Source organism: Marinitoga sp. 1138 (genome assembly GCF_013363265.1).
GTDB classification, from domain to species: domain Bacteria; phylum Thermotogota; class Thermotogae; order Petrotogales; family Petrotogaceae; genus Marinitoga; species Marinitoga piezophila.
The window spans coordinates 71,198-88,672 of sequence record NZ_LBFA01000006.1 but is presented as its reverse complement, the minus strand read 5'-3'; the positions used below and the strand labels follow the sequence as shown (position 1 = coordinate 88,672).

Sequence of the window (17,475 nt, the reverse complement as noted above, 5' to 3'; positions counted from 1 at the left end):
ATAATAATATGGCAAAAATTCCGCTCTTTTAAATAAGGGCCAAAAATGTCCGAGGAGGTGTATGGTAGTGAAAAGGATTTATGAAGTTATGTTTATTGTTTCTCCAGAATTATCTGAAGAAGCAAGAAACGCAGAAGTAGAAAAAGTTAAATCATGGATCGAAGAAAAAGTTGGTGGAGAAATTGAACACTGGGAAAGATGGGGTATGAGAAAATTAGCTTACAGAACCCATCAAGGTTATACAGAAGGTGACTATGCTTGGGGAATTTTCAAAGCAGAACCAGATAAGGTAAACGAATTAGACGGTCTTTTCAGAATTAACAGCCAGAACACATTCAGATGGCAGGTATTCAGAAGAGAAGACTTAGAAAAAGCTGAAAAAAACAAAGCAAAAAAAGCTGAAGAAACACAGGAAGTTATTGTTGAAGAACCAGTAGCTGCTGACGAAGAATAAGGGATGATATTATGAGCTATTCATTCAACAGGGTTATACTTGTTGGAAGACTTACAAGAGATCCAGAAGTAAGAATGACAACTTCAGGAGATAAAGTCGCAAATTTTACACTTGCTGTAGATAGACCAAATTGGAATAATGATTTCAACGGTCAAAAAACTGACTTCATAAGGGTTGTTGTTTTTGGAAAAAAAGCAGAATTTGCTGAAAATTACCTCAAAAAAGGTGTTTTGATTCTTGTTGAAGGTGCTTTAAGAATAAATACCTGGAGAGATCAAAACAATAATTATAGGGAAAGAGCAGAGGTTTCAGCTTCCACAATACAATTTATGGAGTCAAAAGCAAGCAGAGATGCATATATAACAAATAATTTTGAAGATAATTCAAATATAGAAGTTATTGAACCGACTATCGACGAAGTAAATGATGATTTTGATGACTTTTCAAATGATGAATTTCCTCAATTTTTCCCAATTGATGATGCGGGAACCGAGGATGATACCCCACCAAATTTTTAGGAGGTGAACAACATGGCATTTAGAAGACCAAGAAGAGTAAAAAAATGTAAATTATGTTCTCAAAAAATAGAATATATTGATTATAAAAACGTTGATTTATTAAAAGATTTCATTAACGAAAAAGGTAAAATAATTCCAAAAAGATTAAACGGAAATTGTTCAAAACACCAGAGAATGGTTAAAAAGGCGATTAAAAGAGCAAGACACATGGCATTATTACCATTCATTAGTGACTAATAATATAAGGAGGCTGAGGCCTCCTTTAATTTTTGTTATTCCATTTTCACATTAAATTTAACTAAATTGTGATATACTTAATAAAGAAAGAAACAAGGAGGGGTTATATGAAAGTAATGTTATTGAAAGATGTAGCAAAAGTTGGTAAAAAAGGGGAAATAGTAAAAGTTTCTGACGGTTACGGAAGAAACTATTTAATACCAAGAGGACTTGCAATTGAAGCGAAAGAAGGAGAAATAAAACACGTTCAAAAAATACAGGAAGTAAAAAAAGAAGTAAAACAAAAAAGAAAAGAAAAAATGGAAAAATTACTTAAACAACTCCAGGAAAAAGTTTATAAATTAAAAATAAAATGTGGAAAAAATGGAAAATTATTTGGAGCAATTACAGCAAATGATATTGCAAAACATATAAAAGATAGTACAAATATCGATTTTGATAAAAGATGGTTTACAGAAAAGGTTAATATTAAAGAAGTAGGGTTATATACACTAACAATAAAACTTCCAGAAGGTGTAAAAGGAGATATTAAGGTTAAAATAGAACCGTTAGAAGAATAATGGATGGTGAAAAATTTTGGAATTTATAATTCGTTCAAAGGCATTATATACTACATGGGTTTATTATAAACCTGATAGGCTTTTATTTGATGTAGGCGAAGGAATAAGCGCTGCGTTAGGAAACAAGATATACAGTATAGAAAAGATATTTATTTCACATTCTCACGTTGATCATATTGCAGGTTTGTGGGGATTTATAAATACCAGAAACAATGCAATGGGAAGTCGAGAAAAGGGGTTAACAATTTATTATCCTAAAGGTTCTAAAAATATAGAAGAATATCTAAACTTTATCCAGAGAATGAATAAATATTTAAGATTCAAACTTGAATTTATTACCGTTGAACATGGTGATATTATCCCTTTAAAAAATAACAGATATTTAAAGATTTTCAAAACAAGGCATACTCCAGGCGAAAAATCTGTTGGTTTCCAGATTCTTGAAAACAGAAAACGTTTAAAAAGTGAATATCAAAATCTATCTGGAAATGAAATAAAGGAATTAATAAGTAAAATGGGTAAAGAAAATATATTGGAAAAATATACAAAAAAATTAGTTACTATTAGCGGAGATTCGTTACCTGTATCACCGGATATTATAGAAGATAGTGATATATTGGTACATGAATGTACTTTTATAAGAGAAAAAGATAGAAAATTGCGCAATCATACATCATTAGACGAAATAAAAAAATTATTAACACAAATTAAGCCAAAAAAGGTTATTCTTTATCATATTTCAAGCCGATATACAAGGTTAATTAAAAAAACAAAAGAAGAATTATCCAGTGAATTTAAGGATATAGAGTTTCATATTGTACATCCAGAAGAAATTTCCATAATATAGCGAAACATATGGAAAGGGGGAGTTAAAATGCTGGAATGGCAATTCTGGATAATATTGGGGATTATTTTTGTTATTCTTGAAATTATTACGCCAACATTTTTCTTTTTATGGTTTGGAATTAGTAGTTTTATTACTGCCATATTAGGAATATTTACAACAAACAAAATAATTACAACCACATTTTTTATAATACTATCCTTTATACTTGTGATTTTTTCAAGAAAAATTGTAAAGCCATGGCTTAAAAGTTCTGAAAATAGAAAATTCAGTCTTGATGAATTAGAAAATGCAACAGGAATTGCAATTTCAGATATTGGGAAAAACAAATCTGGAATAGTAAAAATTTTCGGTGAAGAATGGAAAGCAATGTCGGATGAAGAAATAAAATCAGGGGATAAAATTGTAGTTTTAAAAAGAGAAGGTAATACATTAGTTGTAAAAAAACTTTCTTGAAGGGGGATGATTAAGGATGTATTTATTAACTATTATAGCTGTATTTGTCATTTTAATAGCAGCTACAAGTTTAAAAATTATAAGGCCATATGAAAAAGGTTTAATTGAACGTCTTGGGAAGTTTCATAGAGAGGCTCAACCAGGATTACAGTTTATTATTCCTTTTCTTGATAGAATGATAAAGGTTGATATGAGGGAACGTGTAATTGATGTTCCACCACAAGAGGTTATTACAAAAGATAATGTTATTGTAACCGTTGATGCTGTAATCTATTATGAAATAACAGAAGCATTTAGAGTTATCTATAATGTAAATAATTTCCAGCTTGCAGCTATAAAACTTGCACAGACAAATTTAAGAAATGTAATAGGTGAACTCGAACTTGACCAGACATTAACCTCAAGGGAAATGATCAATACCAGATTAAGAGAAGTGCTTGATGACGCCACGGATAAATGGGGTGTTAAAGTAACAAGGGTAGAAATTAAAAAGATTGATCCACCAGATGATATAATGGAAGCAATGAGTAAACAAATGAAGGCTGAAAGGATGAAAAGGGCTGCAATATTAGAAGCTGAAGGTTATAAACAGGCAGCTATCTTAAGAGCTGAAGGAGATAAACGTTCTGCTATATTAAAAGCCGAAGGTGAAGCTGAATCTGTAAAAAGAGTTGCTGAAGCTAAGAAATACAAATACGAAGTTGAAGCAGAAGGTCAGGCAAAAGCTATTATTAACGTATTCAAAGCAATACATGAAGGTCAGCCAACAGAAGATTTATTAAAGGTAAAATACTTAGAAACTTTACAGGAAATGGCAAATGGTCAGGCTTCAAAATTATTTATACCTTATGATATAATGGGCGTTTTAGGATCTGTTGCAGCAATGGTTGAATCAAAATTGCCACAGGAGAAAAAAGAAGAAAAAAAGGAAACTTCTGAATAAAAAGAAAGGAGTTTTTTAATGACGTTTTATTACATATATTTGATTTTTGAATGTTTTGTAGCATCATTTCTGGCATTCTTCCTTGCACAGTATTTTATAATTTCAAACAAAAGACCTTTCTTTATAATTGAATTCTTTAACATGTATAACTTTTTAGGAAGTGTTGTGCTTCTAAAAATGCTAAATGTGGAATATTATAAGTTAAGTAATCTATTATTGTTTATTTCGCTTATTCTATTTTATACAAGATCATTTATGACAGCTAAGGATAAATTTGATAGCAGATTTAGATCAATGATACTTTCATTTGGATACACAAGGGAATCATATTTCTATCGTTTTCTTATGAAAAGAATCTTGATTAGAGGACTTGAAGGCTTTTTCTTTTCAATAGCGGCGATATTAATGATTAATAAAATTCCATTCTGGTATAACTTTTCAAATAATTTTGATGAATTTATGTATGTTGTGTTATTTTTATTTGGTGCTGGACTTATTAAATCATCTAACTATGGAAAAATTTCAAGAACATAAATCAAAAAAGCTTCCTGATTTTCAGGAAGCTTTTTTGATTAATATAAAAAGCCTATAAGCCAGAGAGGAATGGAATTTTTAACTGGAATTTCAATGTCATCTTTTAAAACAAAATCAGCCTTTTTAATTTTTTTATTTTTCCCACCAACTTCAATAAGTTTTCCATCAATTACAAAGTCACCATATTCTTCCTTTTTAGATGAATATACCTTCATTCCTGCTTCTGAAAAGAGTGCAGCAACATATGCTTCTCTTAAGTTTCCAGAATCACCATTAAAAATTTTATATATTCCAGGATCATATAAAAATATTTTTGAACCTACAGAATTGAGTTTATAATCTTTTTCATGTCTTATAATTCTTATTACTTTTATAGCTTCAAGAGCATTTAGAAGTTGATAAAGCTTTTCTTTTCCAATTGAAAATTCTTTACACAGTGAATTTATTATAAGTCGTGGTATTTTGGCTAATGCCAGATATCCAATGATTGCATTTATTATTCTTAAATAATTTTCGCGTAATTGTGGAAGTAAAAAAAGAATATCTGATTGTATGGACTTTTCTACAATTTTTAAAAGTTTATTATCATACATATGTAAATCTTCAAGGAAAATAGGTCTAAATCCATGGTCTATATAGTCTCTATATAATGAGAGTACGTTAATTTCGGAAATTATTTTCTTAATGATTTTAGGATCATAATCAAAAGGATCGATTATAGGATAAAGTTTTCCAGTAACAAGATAAATAAATTCGCGAAGTGAAAGCAAAGGAATTTCGATAATTGGAAAGCGTCTTGAAAGATCAGAAACTCCTTTTTGTAAAATTATACTGCTACTATCACTTACCCATATATTCTTATCAGGAAAGACATCATAAATTCCTTTTAAATGAATACTCCAATCATTTGCAAAATGAACTTCATCAATAAAAACACTTTCATAGCCTTTTAAAAATGCGGCTTCTACAAGATCAAATAATGGTATTGTTGAAACAATAGGGTTATCTGCTGATATATATAGAGCATTTTTTTCTTTTAAATTTTTTAATAAAAAGGTTGTTTTTCCAGTTCCACGAGAACCAACTAACATTAAATTTTTTGTATCTTTGTTAATAGTATCAAAAAAAGGTCGGAATTTTTCAGGTAAAATATAAAGCAGTTTTTCCTGAAAAATTTCTAATTTTTCAATTATTAGATCTTTGTTCATCCTTACCACCTCTTTAAGTCCTGAATCAGAACTAAATATGCATAAAATAGTTCTATATAAATATATTATACCATAAAAATACATAATTTAAGAATATATTGGTTCTGCCTCAGAACTAAATATGCATAAAACGGTTCTGTCCCAGAACTGTTTAAAGAGTATATATAATAAAAATAAAAAGCCCTTAAAGGGCTTTTGGTGGGTGCTGCAGGGATCGAACCTGCGGCCTCTTCCGCGTCAAGGAAGCGCTCTCCCACTGAGCTAAGCACCCTAATTACCGTATAAATTCTACCATAAAGAGATTATTTTGTCAAGAATTTAAAACATCTTTATATACCTCTATAATTCTTTTAACCGATACTTCTATTGAATAATTTTCTTTTACAAATTTAATTCCATTTTCTGACAATTGTTTATGCAATTCATGGTCTTTTAATACTCTTAAAATTTCGTGAACAAAATCATCTTCATTTAATTCTTTGATCATAATTCCACCAGCATTTTCGTGATTTAAAAGATCGTAAACTCCCATTTTTCCAAGTGCTACAACAGGTGTTCCTGCTGCCATAGATTCTAAAACCACAAGACCTTGAGTTTCTGTATATGAAGCAAATACAAAAATATCAGCCTGTTTATATGCTTCTAATACCTTTTCACGTGGTTGGCCACCTGTAAAAATAACCTTTTCCTGCAAGCCGAGATTTACAACCATTTCCTCTAGTTTTTCTCTTTCTACACCATCACCTATAATGACAAATTTAGTATTCTTTTCATTATTTACAACTTTTGAAAATACATTAATTAAGAAATCTATATTTTTTTCTGGCCCAAGCCTTCCTACAAATAATAAAATTCTTTCATCAGGCATTATATTATACTCTTCTCTAAGATTCCAGGTTATTTCTTTATTAAAAATTTCTGTTTCTATTCCAGTAGGAATAACCACTATATGGTCTTCAGGAACACCATAATCAACTAATACTTCTTTTATATTTTCTGTAGGTGAAATTACCTTGTCTAATTTCAAACACCAATTTCGTATCATTTTTTGAGTTTGTTTTAAAGTTGGTCTAATAATTAAAGGTAAATATTTTCTATAATATTCATACATTGTATGATGGGTTCCAACATGTTTTATTTTTAATAATTTTGCTAAAAATTCTGCAAGAATTCCCATTGAAAAAGGATCTTGCGAATGAATTATGTCTAATTCTAAATCCTTTATTTTAAAAATATCTCCTGAAATTGGAATGGCAATTCTTTGTTCTTTTTCAAATAAGAATTTAATTGCAGGAAATTCAAAAACGTTTTTTTCATTTCTTTTATAATTATGAGAATATCTTGGTACAAATAAATATACATTATGTCCTAATTTTTCCATTTCCTGTTTATATAATTTTACAGCAGTAGATACACCATTCTTTTGTGGGAAATATACATCTGAAAATATGCCTATATTCATATTTTTCACCTCATATTAAAACTTTTATTTATATTGCTTAATTTTGTCTACCAAAATAGGCTCTTTTGATTTTGAAGGAAGCATGGTTATTCCCATTATATTTTTTTTACCATGTTCCAAACCCAAATCAACAAACTTCAATTTATCTTTTTCGACAATACTCCATACAAATCTATCATAGTATAACCATAATTTTCCCAAAGATCTTAAAAAAATATTTGGTTCTTCTTCAAAAGCATTATACGCATTTCTAAAATGATAATATAATCTCCATCCATCTACATTTACTTTTTTAAAAATAAATCTTTTTTTAATTCTTTCAGGTTCTATATTTTTTGTTTCATCGTATAAAATAGTATCTTCCCATGATTCGGCAAAATTCCATGCTTTATGAAAAATATATGCACCCTTTACAGTATACATATAATATCCTCGTCTTCTTATTCGAAATCCATATTCAACATCCTCAAAACCCACAAAATACTCTTTTTTAGGATATCCAACTTCTTTTACCACAGAAGTTTTTATCATAAATCCAACAAATACAGTAAATTCTCTTTTTTTTAGCCAGATATTGGTATTATTATCATTTGTTTTTTTAAAGAAATCTTCTTCTATGGTTATTACATCATTTTGTAAAACAGCTGTATTATTTCTTTTGTTTTCAGGTAAAGATAAATATGCATTTATCATTTTTTCTAAAGCTTTTTTCTCAGGTAGAGCATCATCATCCATTAACCATATCCAATCATATTTTTCCTCTTTTTCCAGGTATTTTATACCTTCATGATATCCTCCACCACTACCGATATTTTCATTGATATTTAAAACTTCAATTTTGTCATTGTTTAAACTTTCTAAGTATTCTTTTGTACCATCGGTAGAATTATTATTAACTATTAATATTTTTTCAAGTTCATATGTTTGATTTAAAAGCGCGTTTATTCCTTTTTTTAATAATTCTTTCCTATTATGTGTGAGAATTAATCCAGCTACTTTTTCTTTTTTCATAATGCCCTCCGGTTTAATTTTCGCTTATTTGATTAAAAAATAGATTCTTATTTAAAAATAACATTATTAGTCCAAACACTATTTGAAAATAATAAGTTGCTATTCTCCAAATTAATATAGAGATTAATACATTTGATGAATTTTTGAAAATTGAAGAATAAATTAGAACATATACAGCTTCTAATCCACCGCTTGATCCAGGAGTTGGAAAATAAAAAACCAATAAATATACTAATAAATACAAAGGGAAAAAGGTGAAAAAATCGAGATTAAAATTTTGAATTTTATAACTAAAAACAACATACAATGTGTAACTCTGTATCATTAAACTTAAAATTCCCAATATTATATCAATAACCATAACAAAAAAATTTTTTTTCCATAAGAAGGCTATATTTTCTCTTAACTCCATAGTCCAACTTTCTAATTTTAATATTCTTTTCTTCTTAAGTTTTGGAAATTTTTTTAATATTTTAATTACTAATAAAGGTTCTACTAATAAAGCAGTAAAAAATATTGAAAATATTATTGTAACAGTAAAACCACCTAATAATACTTTGTAACTTAAAACTTCTTGATTAACAATAAACTTGATTTTTGAAATAAATACCACAATTAAAAAGATAACAGTATATTGATATTCAATAAATTTAGAACTTATCATGGCTGTTGACTCACGAGCTTTTATTCCTAACATTTTTAAATGATATATTTGAAATGGTTGTCCCCCCATTGCAAGAGGTGTAATGTATGTAAAAAGATAATTAATAACGGAATTAGTAAAAGCATCTTTAAAAGTAATTTTATGACCTAAAGATCTTAAAACTATATCTAATCTTATGGCTTCAATAATATAAACTGCAATAAAAATAATAAATGGAATAAAAAAATCACTTAATTTTGTATATAAAATAGTTTCTTTTATCTTTTCAAAATCAGAATAAAAAATAAATACAATATTTACAGCCAATCCAATAAAAATAGCTAATAAAATATTTTTTATGATCATTTTCTTATTAAATATCTTGTTTTCTGTCAATTAGATACCTCCCTATATAAACTTCAACGTCCCATCTGTTCTCAATCTCGCAATATTTGATTTAAAAAGGTAATCGATAACTTCATTTGGTTTTTTATCAGTAATTCTAAACAAACTCAATATTTCTTCAATTTTTAAATGAGATTTATTCAATGTATTTTTACCATATTTTTTAATCATATATGTTAATTTTTCGTCAAAATTCATTGGAGAAGCCCAATATCTTTCGAATTCTAGTCTCATAATAAGCTTCTTTACTATTTTTAATCCAAAACCAGGATCATTGGTAACCAATGAATCTAAATTATTTTTTTCAATTTTTATCATTTGTAAAGGTGTTGAAGTAAATACAGTTGCAGTTCTTTCAACATCTTTAAAACAAGCAATTTCACCTACTATTTCTTCATTTGATAAAATTGCTAACAATTTTTCACCGTGAGGTGAAAATTTTGATACTCTAACATTTCCCGAGAGAATCATAAATGCCCAATCTCCTTCTTCCCCCTCATGAAATAATACAGTATGAGATGGAAGCAAATATCCACTTTTTAAGTAAGTGACAAGTGGTTTTATTAAAGGTTTATTTGTAATAACCGACTCAAAAACCATAAATGAAAATAACTCTTTTATAAACGGATATTTTTCTCTTAGAGTTTTTTCAAGATAATATTTTTTATCTGGAGAGATTAATATCATGCACAAATCTTTCCAGATTTCAACTTCTGCCTGAAAATACATATCGAATTTATTAAATTGAATCTTTTTAAATTCATTTAAAGCTTCCTTTATTTTTCCTGCATTAAAAAGTTTTCTACCGTTTTCATATAATTGTATGTTATGATCTTTTATACTTGTATATTCCCTTCTTCTATGTCTTTTAAGGTATTTTTTCGAAATATCAACAACATCTAAGTTTTTATCAATAAGATGCTCCGAATTTTTCTTATTCTCATTTTCCTTCTTTATATCTCCGAATATTTTTTTATTTAAACTAATAATTTTTTCTATATACTTTTTTATAAGATATATAACCAGACTGGAATTTGATAACAAAAATTTTTCTACGAGTTCTTTTTCCAATAAAAGAACCCTACTATTTTCAATAACCCTTATTGATTCAAAAGATTTTATCCCTGGAATAAGCAATTCAGCACCAAATATTCCTTTAGTTTCATATGAATGATGAGCACAAAAAGAAGATGTTGTTTCTAACATCCCTTCTTTTAAAATTATCAAGTTTTCAACTTCGTTTCCCTCATTTACCAAAATAGTTTCCGGAGCATATAACCTTTCTTTCATATAATCACATCCCAAAAATATTATTTAAAATAAAGAGTTCCATCAGGTCTAATTGTGGATATTTTATTTTTGGATAATATTGTTATAAATTCAGAAATATCCATTGTTAAACCTGATAGATTTAAAAACTGTTGGGGGGTTAGCTTAAATTTATTTAATCTTTGACGGCTGTATTTATTAATCAATACTTTTGTCTTATCGATTAAATCTGTATTAGCTATTAGTTTTTTTTGAAAATCAACTCTTTTAATAAGGGCTTTTAAAATATTTCTACCCAATAAATAACTTTCATTTATCAAACTTTCCAGATTATCTGATGTTATATAAATAAACTGTAAAGGAGTTTTTGTAAAGACGGTAGCTGTTCTTTGAACATTTTCAATTACAGCAATTTCCCCTACAATTTCTCCTTCAGTAAGAATATTTAATAATATTTCTTTATTGTCTAAAAATTTTGAAATATATACACTCCCGCTAACGTTTAAAAAGGACCAGTCACCTTCTTCTCCTTCGAAGAACAAAACGGTCTTGGCGGGAATTAAATACCCTTTTTTAAAATAAGTTTTTAAGTTGCTGTCAATTTTTTTATCCTTTATGCTTTTATTTAAAATAAAGAAAGATATAAGTTCATTTAAAAAATCATATTTATAATGAAGCGTTTCAAGCATTTTTTCATAGTTATTATTTTGCATAAAATAAAGGCAATATATTTTCCAGATTTCTATTTCGGCTTTAAAGTATTTATCTTCTATATTTGATAAATCTATATTTTTTAAGTTTTCATAAGCTTCTTCATATTCTTCAGATAATATTAATTCTCTTGCTGATATATATTTTTGTATAAAATCATCAGAAAAATAATGCCAGTTATATTTATATATTTTTTTAAAAATCTTTTTAACTTCTTCAACCTCAATTTCAGTTTTGAAATCTTCAGCAAGTCTTCGTTGATTTTTTTTGGTAAAAAAATCAGTAGCTATTTTATCATTCATATTAACAAGCATTTTTATTCTCTTTTTTATAGCCAGACTTAATAATTCTTTATTATTTTTTAAAAATTCTTCCGCTTCTTTTTTATCTGTAATTAGTTCGACTTCCGAATTTCTAACATTTCTCAGCGATTCAATGGTCTTTATGTTAAAAAGGAATTCTTCAGAAAAAATCCCCTTTTTAATAAAGACTTTTTTATAATTACAAAATTTTGATTCACTTAACAAATGGCCGTTTTTTAAAACAACCAAAGCTATTGGGTCCTCGTTTTCTAATTGTAATATTTCGTCATTTTTATATTTTTTTATCATAAATATTCCCCCAATACTCTCCATTATAATTATACTCTTTATAGATTTAAAAATCAAATAAGGGAATTTCCATTTTTTGAAAATAAAAATACAGTTGCGGTTTATTTTTTAAACCGCAACTGTACTTAATTAATTTTAATAGCTTAACTTTAAGCTTCTATTTTTCACTTCTTCATGTATAGTTTTAATAATATCTTCAAGAGAAATATCTTCTACAGTATTACCTTCTCTTGTTCTTACATTAAATTTATTTGATTCAACCTCTTTTTCACCAATAACAATCATATATGGAATCTTTAATAATTGTGCATTTCTAATTTTGTATCCTACTGTTGCATTTGAATCATCAAGTTTTACTCTTATTCCTTCTTTGTCTAATTTTGCTGCAATTTCTTTACTGAATTCAACATATTTATCAGAAACAGGAATTACTGCAACCTGTTCTGGTGCAAGCCATGTTGGGAATGCACCTGCAAAGTTTTCAATTAAAATTCCAAAGAACCTTTCAATAGAACCATATATTGCCCTGTGTATCATAACAGGTCTTTGAAGTTCATTATTGTGGTCTACATAGTGAATATCAAATCTTTCTGGCATCTGGAAATCAAGCTGAATTGTAGCACATTGCCATTTTCTTCCTAATGAATCCTTAATTTGGAAGTCGATCTTTGGACCATAAAATGCACCATCACCCTCGTTAATATTATAATTTATTCCTGATTTTTCAAGTGCAGCCTTTAATGCATTTGTAGCGATTTCCCAGGTTTTTTCATCACCCATATGGTCTTCAGGCATTGTACTTAAATTTGCTTCATATTCAAAACCAAAAGCGTTGTATAATTCATTTGTAAAGTCCATAACCTTGATTACTTCTTCTTCAATTTGATCTTTTGTACAGAAAATATGTGCATCATCCTGAGTGAATGCTCTTACCCTGAACAACCCATGAACAACACCGCTTCTTTCATATCTATGAACCTTACCAAATTCAGAATATCTTATTGGAAGGTCTCTATAACTTACAACCTTTGATTTATAGATTAAAATATGTCCAGGACAGTTCATAGGTTTAATTGCATATTCCATCTCATCTTTTTCTGTGAAATACATATTTTCTTTATAATGATCCCAGTGACCTGACTGATGCCAGAGCTTTACATTCATCATTAATGGTGTGAGTATTTCTTCATATCCATATTTTTTATGTAATTCTCTTGAGAATTCTATAAGCTGATTAATAACTTTAGCTCCTCTTGGTAAGAAGAAAGGCATTGCAGGTGCCAATTCGCTATCAAACATAAATAATTCGAGTTTTGGACCTAATTTTCTATGATCCCTTTTCTTTGCTTCTTCAAGCATTTTTAAATATTCATCTAATTGTGCCTTTTTAGCAAATGCTGTACCATAGATTCTTTGAAGCATTTTATTTCTTTCATCGCCTCTCCAATATGCTCCTGATACAGATAATAATTTAAATTGTTTAATTTTCCCTGTTGAAGGAAGATGAGGCCCTCTACAAAGATCAATAAATTCTCCTTGTTTATAGTATGTAACTGTATCATCTTCTATATCTTCAAGCAATTCAACCTTATATGGTTGATTCATTTCTTCAAACATTTTCTTTGCTTCTTCTTTTGAAATTTCAAATCTTTCGATTTTTAAATCTTCTTTTATTATTTTCTTCATCTCTGCTTCTATTTTTTCGAGGTCTTCTTCGGAAATCTTTTCTTCCATATCAAAATCATAATAAAATCCATTTTCTATTACAGGACCAATTGCAAGTTTTACATCTTTTCCATATATTCTCATTACTGCCTGTGCCATAATATGAGCCATTGTATGTCTGAAAATTACAGGTGCTTCAGGATCTTTATCTGTAATTAATTTTACTGTTGCATCAACTTCAATAGGTCTTGTTAAATCATATAATTCTCCGTTTACCAATGCACCTACTGATTGTCTGTATAATCCTTCAGAAATTCCTTTTGCAATTTCTGCTGCAGTAATTCCTTTTTTATATTCCTTTTCTGAACCATCAGGCAATACAATCTTTATCATTTCCATATATAATCACCCCTTCTTTATTATTATTTATTACTTTTTAGCAATACATGCAATTTCAACCATTGCATCTTTTGGTAATTTAGAAACTTCTATAACAAATCTTGCAGGATAAATTTTTTTAAAGTAATTTTCATATACAACATTAAATTCATTAAACTTAGACATATCAGTAAGAAAAACCTGCACCTGAACAACATCTTTTAATGAAAAACCGGAAGATTTCAAGATAGTTTTAATATTCTCCATAACTTGTTTTGTCTGTTCAACAAAACTTTCAGGCATTTCATTTGTTTCATAATTAATAGGCAATTGACCTGATATAAATAACTCATCATCTTTTAATATTGCATGAGAGTATGGACCAACAGCAGAAAAATTCTTTGGTGTTACACTCTTTTTATTATTAAAGAGTTTTAATCTCATTTGATGACCATCAAAATAATCGAAATAGCTTAAATTTAGAGTTTTTAATAAATCCTTCAAATGGTCTTTTTCCTCAAAATACTTAAAGTAATTATTTAATATAAATGCGTATAAAACATTATAGAGCATATAATATACAGTAAAAGTATATACATTTAATTTTATTAATGACATAGAAATCATATACGCAGAAGCAATTACTATCATACTAAAATAATGTATTATTGTATGTAATCCATCTTTTGTTCTTGAAAATAAATATGTTCCTGTCAATAATATTAAAGTAGTTAAAGTAAAAAAGAATAAGAAAAATCCTGTAACCCCAGATGATGTGCTAACACCAGAGAATCCAATTATAAATGTCAAAATCCAGGACAGTTTATAAGCGACATCAATATAAAACTTCATACTCTCATCCCCCTTAGATTTCCAGATTTTCCAATTTTTCTGTTAAATCCCATTCCATTAATTTATCGATTATTTCATCTAAATCCCCGTCGAGTATAAATCCTAATCTATATGATGTATAACCTATTCTATGATCTGTAACTCTATTCTGAGGGAAATTATATGTTCTAATTTTTTCACTTCTTTCCCCGGTTCCAATTTGCGATCTTCTTTGAGAGGTTAATTCTTCATGTTGTTTTCTTAATGCTTCTTCATACAACTTTGCCCTTAAAATACTCATAGCAGCTTCTTTATTTTGATGTTGTGATCTTTCATTTTGACATGTAACAACAATCCCTGTCGGTAAGTGGACAATTCTCACGGCAGACTCTGTTTTATTGACGTGTTGTCCACCAGCACCTCCCGCTCTATAGGTATCAATCCTTAAATCTTTATCCTCTATTTTAACATCAACATCTGTTGCTTCAGGCAATACTGCAACAGTTGCTGTTGAAGTATGTATTCTTCCTCCTGATTCTGTAACAGGAACTCTTTGAACCCTATGAACACCACTTTCATATTTCAATCTACCAAAAACACCTTTACCTTTTATTTTTATAACTGCGTTTTTTGTTCCGCCAATACCTGTATCGCTTAATTCCATTATTTCATGTTTCCAACCCTTATTTTCCGCATATCTTAAATACATTCTCATTAAATCGGAAGCAAATAATGCAGCTTCTTCTCCGCCTGTACCAGCACGGATTTCCATAATTATATTTCTTTCATTTATTTCATTTCCAGGTATTAAAAGGCTTAAAATTTCAAGATAATAGTTTTTGAGGTTTTTTTCAGCTTCTTCAACCATGGAATTATATTCTTCTTCATCTATCTCTTCAGCGTGTTTTAATTCTTCAAGCGCTTTTATATCCTCATTAACACTTTCATATTTTTCAAATAATTCCTTTAATGTTGAAAGTCTGTTATGCTCTTTTCCAAGAGATTGTAATAAATCGAGGTTAGAGGTTACCTCAGGATCTGCGAGTTTCTCTTCAACCTCTTTTAATTTTTCTAAAACCTTTTCTTTAAAAGATAATATTTCCATATGCACACTCCTTATACCCTTTTTTGCTATTATATCATATTTTTATATATTCTTGAATACCTTTAAACTTCTTCTTTTAATAAAGATGTGGAAATATAGAATATTAAAAATATTATTATTACAGTTATTGAGGACATCGCCTGACTTTCCAGATAATATCGTGCGTTTGATAGAGTGTAATTAATATTGGATACTATGGGGAAATAATTTGAAACTTGCATTGTATAAGAAATTGTAAATTCACCAAAAACTATGGCAAATATCTGTAAAAAAGAACTTATCAGGGAATTTTTTAGTATAGGCATTTCAATAAAAAGAAATGTTTGGAATTTATTTGCTCCGTCAATTTTAGCAGCTTCAATAATTGAGTTATCAAAGGATAAAACTCTTTGTTGTAAAAATGTGTATCCAAGAGGTATTGAAATTACAAGATATCCAATAATCAATAAAATAGCATAAGGAATTGAAAATTCAATATTTAGAATAAGCAAACTCATAGCAATAAATGTTGAAGACACTCCCAGAGAAGAGATAATAAAAATATTTGCAAATCTCATATCTTTATGATTCTTAATATTCCTTAAAATGATATAAGATAAAAAAATAGAAATTATTCCTACTATTAACGCGATAAGTGTTGTATTATAAATACTTTTTATGACAGGATAATATTTGTTCAAACTTTTAGAAAACAGATTATATAATCCTTTTATTGTAAATCTATTATTTATAAAATCATAAAATCCTGAAAAAATTCCCACAAATACAATACTATATTCAAATAATACATAAAATATAGAAATAAAAAAGGTTATCATAGAAGTTTTAGAAACATATAGCTCTTCTGATGGAATTTCATGGATCTTTGGAAGTGAAATTATAAAATTAAGAATAATTAGAATTAAAAATTGAATCAATGCGTAAGACAAAGCTTTTGAAAAATTCAAAGAACTTCTTAAAGTAGTGAAAATCGCAACCTCAAATGTGGAATATTTTATTCCACCAAGTGAAAGAACAATTGCAAAACTAACAAATGAATACATAAAAACAAGAAATCCACCTTTTAAAACAGAAGGGATAATAAGCGGAACCTTTATAAATCTTATTATATCCTTTTTGGAAGCACCGTCTATTATTGCATTTTCAATATAATTTTTAGGTATATTCCTTAATGCGTCTGAAATGTATTTTACAAATATTGGAGAATTATAAAACGAATGAGCTATTATAATAGCTGTTAAGGTGTATAATATATTCAAACCAAAAATTTTATTTATAATTCCATTATTTCCATATAAAATCGAAAATGAAATTATCGTTGAGATTGGTGGAAAGAAAAATGGAATAAAAAATGAATTTTCAAGGATTTTACTTAATGTATTTTTATTATTAGCAACATATATTGCAGGTAATATCGAGATAATAAATGAAAATACAGTTGATAATGAGGCTTGATAAACAGTGTTTTTTAGTATCCTTAATGTTCTTGCTCTAAAAAATACATTTAAAAAAGTATGAAAATCAAAGTAGTTAATCATTAAGATGGATACTGGAAAAACCCACAATATAGCAAATATTATTATATATAAATGTATTTTTCTCATAATGTCCTCCTGAAAAAAAGTTATAA

At 28.1% G+C, this 17,475-nt stretch carries 18 protein-coding genes and 1 tRNA gene; 8 read left to right on the top strand and 11 right to left on the bottom strand.

Features of this window, described 5'->3' with window-relative positions; all coding sequences use genetic code 11:
- Window positions 1-61 precede the first annotated feature (61 nt).
- The 8 genes from rpsF (at window position 62) to XO11_RS02265 (ending at window position 4,546) form a co-directional block, all read left to right on the top strand.
- Complete coding sequence (gene rpsF, locus XO11_RS02300; protein ID WP_041638447.1) at window positions 62-454, top strand: 30S ribosomal protein S6; 393 nt, start codon at window positions 62-64, stop codon at window positions 452-454.
- 11 nt (window positions 455-465) lie between these two features.
- Window positions 466-972 carry a single-stranded DNA-binding protein gene (locus tag XO11_RS02295; RefSeq protein WP_014295958.1) on the top strand — a complete coding sequence of 169 codons (507 nt, stop codon included), beginning with the start codon at window positions 466-468 and terminating at the stop codon, window positions 970-972.
- A 12-nt stretch (window positions 973-984) separates the two neighbouring features.
- Window positions 985-1,209 (top strand): 30S ribosomal protein S18, encoded by a 225-nt coding sequence (gene rpsR / locus XO11_RS02290; protein WP_014295957.1) that lies wholly within the window; start codon window positions 985-987, stop codon window positions 1,207-1,209.
- A 107-nt stretch (window positions 1,210-1,316) separates the two neighbouring features.
- Window positions 1,317-1,769: a 50S ribosomal protein L9 gene (rplI, locus tag XO11_RS02285; protein ID WP_014295956.1), complete on the top strand. Its 453-nt coding sequence runs from the start codon at window positions 1,317-1,319 to the stop codon at window positions 1,767-1,769.
- Between the two features lie 16 nt (window positions 1,770-1,785).
- On the top strand, window positions 1,786-2,616 hold the full coding sequence (locus XO11_RS02280; RefSeq protein ID WP_014295955.1) for an MBL fold metallo-hydrolase: 831 nt from the start codon (window positions 1,786-1,788) through the stop codon (window positions 2,614-2,616).
- A gap of 27 nt (window positions 2,617-2,643) precedes the next feature.
- Complete coding sequence (locus XO11_RS02275) at window positions 2,644-3,069, top strand: NfeD family protein (RefSeq protein WP_175418106.1); 426 nt, start codon at window positions 2,644-2,646, stop codon at window positions 3,067-3,069.
- Between the two features lie 16 nt (window positions 3,070-3,085).
- Complete coding sequence (locus XO11_RS02270) at window positions 3,086-4,012, top strand: SPFH domain-containing protein (RefSeq protein WP_014295953.1); 927 nt, start codon at window positions 3,086-3,088, stop codon at window positions 4,010-4,012.
- An 18-nt stretch (window positions 4,013-4,030) separates the two neighbouring features.
- Window positions 4,031-4,546: a hypothetical protein gene (locus XO11_RS02265; protein ID WP_014295952.1), complete on the top strand. Its 516-nt coding sequence runs from the start codon at window positions 4,031-4,033 to the stop codon at window positions 4,544-4,546.
- Between the two features lie 38 nt (window positions 4,547-4,584).
- Here XO11_RS02265 and XO11_RS02260 read toward each other — a convergent pair whose 3' ends face one another.
- From XO11_RS02260 to XO11_RS02210, 11 genes are all read right to left on the bottom strand, one after another.
- Complete coding sequence (locus XO11_RS02260; protein ID WP_175418105.1) at window positions 4,585-5,754, bottom strand: ATP-binding protein; 1,170 nt, start codon at window positions 5,752-5,754, stop codon at window positions 4,585-4,587.
- A gap of 196 nt (window positions 5,755-5,950) precedes the next feature.
- Window positions 5,951-6,025, bottom strand: a tRNA-Val gene (locus tag XO11_RS02255).
- A gap of 39 nt (window positions 6,026-6,064) precedes the next feature.
- Window positions 6,065-7,216 (bottom strand): glycosyltransferase, encoded by a 1,152-nt coding sequence (locus tag XO11_RS02250; protein WP_175418104.1) that lies wholly within the window; start codon window positions 7,214-7,216, stop codon window positions 6,065-6,067.
- Window positions 7,217-7,240: 24 nt separating this feature from the next.
- Window positions 7,241-8,227 (bottom strand): glycosyltransferase, encoded by a 987-nt coding sequence (locus XO11_RS02245; RefSeq protein WP_175418103.1) that lies wholly within the window; start codon window positions 8,225-8,227, stop codon window positions 7,241-7,243.
- A 13-nt stretch (window positions 8,228-8,240) separates the two neighbouring features.
- Window positions 8,241-9,266 (bottom strand): lysylphosphatidylglycerol synthase transmembrane domain-containing protein, encoded by a 1,026-nt coding sequence (locus tag XO11_RS02240; protein ID WP_175418102.1) that lies wholly within the window; start codon window positions 9,264-9,266, stop codon window positions 8,241-8,243.
- Window positions 9,267-9,278: 12 nt separating this feature from the next.
- The gene (locus XO11_RS02235; RefSeq protein ID WP_014295947.1) at window positions 9,279-10,565 is read right to left on the bottom strand and encodes a cyclic nucleotide-binding domain-containing protein; all 1,287 of its coding nucleotides are present in this window, start codon (window positions 10,563-10,565) and stop codon (window positions 9,279-9,281) included.
- Window positions 10,566-10,585: 20 nt separating this feature from the next.
- Window positions 10,586-11,866, bottom strand: a complete 1,281-nt coding sequence (locus tag XO11_RS02230) for a Crp/Fnr family transcriptional regulator (protein WP_014295946.1) — start codon at window positions 11,864-11,866, stop codon at window positions 10,586-10,588.
- Between the two features lie 135 nt (window positions 11,867-12,001).
- Entirely contained in the window at window positions 12,002-13,924 is a 1,923-nt protein-coding gene (gene thrS / locus XO11_RS02225; RefSeq protein WP_041638749.1) for a threonine--tRNA ligase, read from the bottom strand.
- A gap of 36 nt (window positions 13,925-13,960) precedes the next feature.
- The gene (locus tag XO11_RS10400) at window positions 13,961-14,761 is read right to left on the bottom strand and encodes a RidA family protein (protein ID WP_198029627.1); all 801 of its coding nucleotides are present in this window, start codon (window positions 14,759-14,761) and stop codon (window positions 13,961-13,963) included.
- A 13-nt stretch (window positions 14,762-14,774) separates the two neighbouring features.
- Entirely contained in the window at window positions 14,775-15,839 is a 1,065-nt protein-coding gene (gene prfA / locus XO11_RS02215) for a peptide chain release factor 1 (protein ID WP_175418169.1), read from the bottom strand.
- A 68-nt stretch (window positions 15,840-15,907) separates the two neighbouring features.
- Window positions 15,908-17,449 carry an iron ABC transporter permease gene (locus XO11_RS02210; RefSeq protein ID WP_175418101.1) on the bottom strand — a complete coding sequence of 514 codons (1,542 nt, stop codon included), beginning with the start codon at window positions 17,447-17,449 and terminating at the stop codon, window positions 15,908-15,910.
- Window positions 17,450-17,475 lie beyond the last annotated feature (26 nt).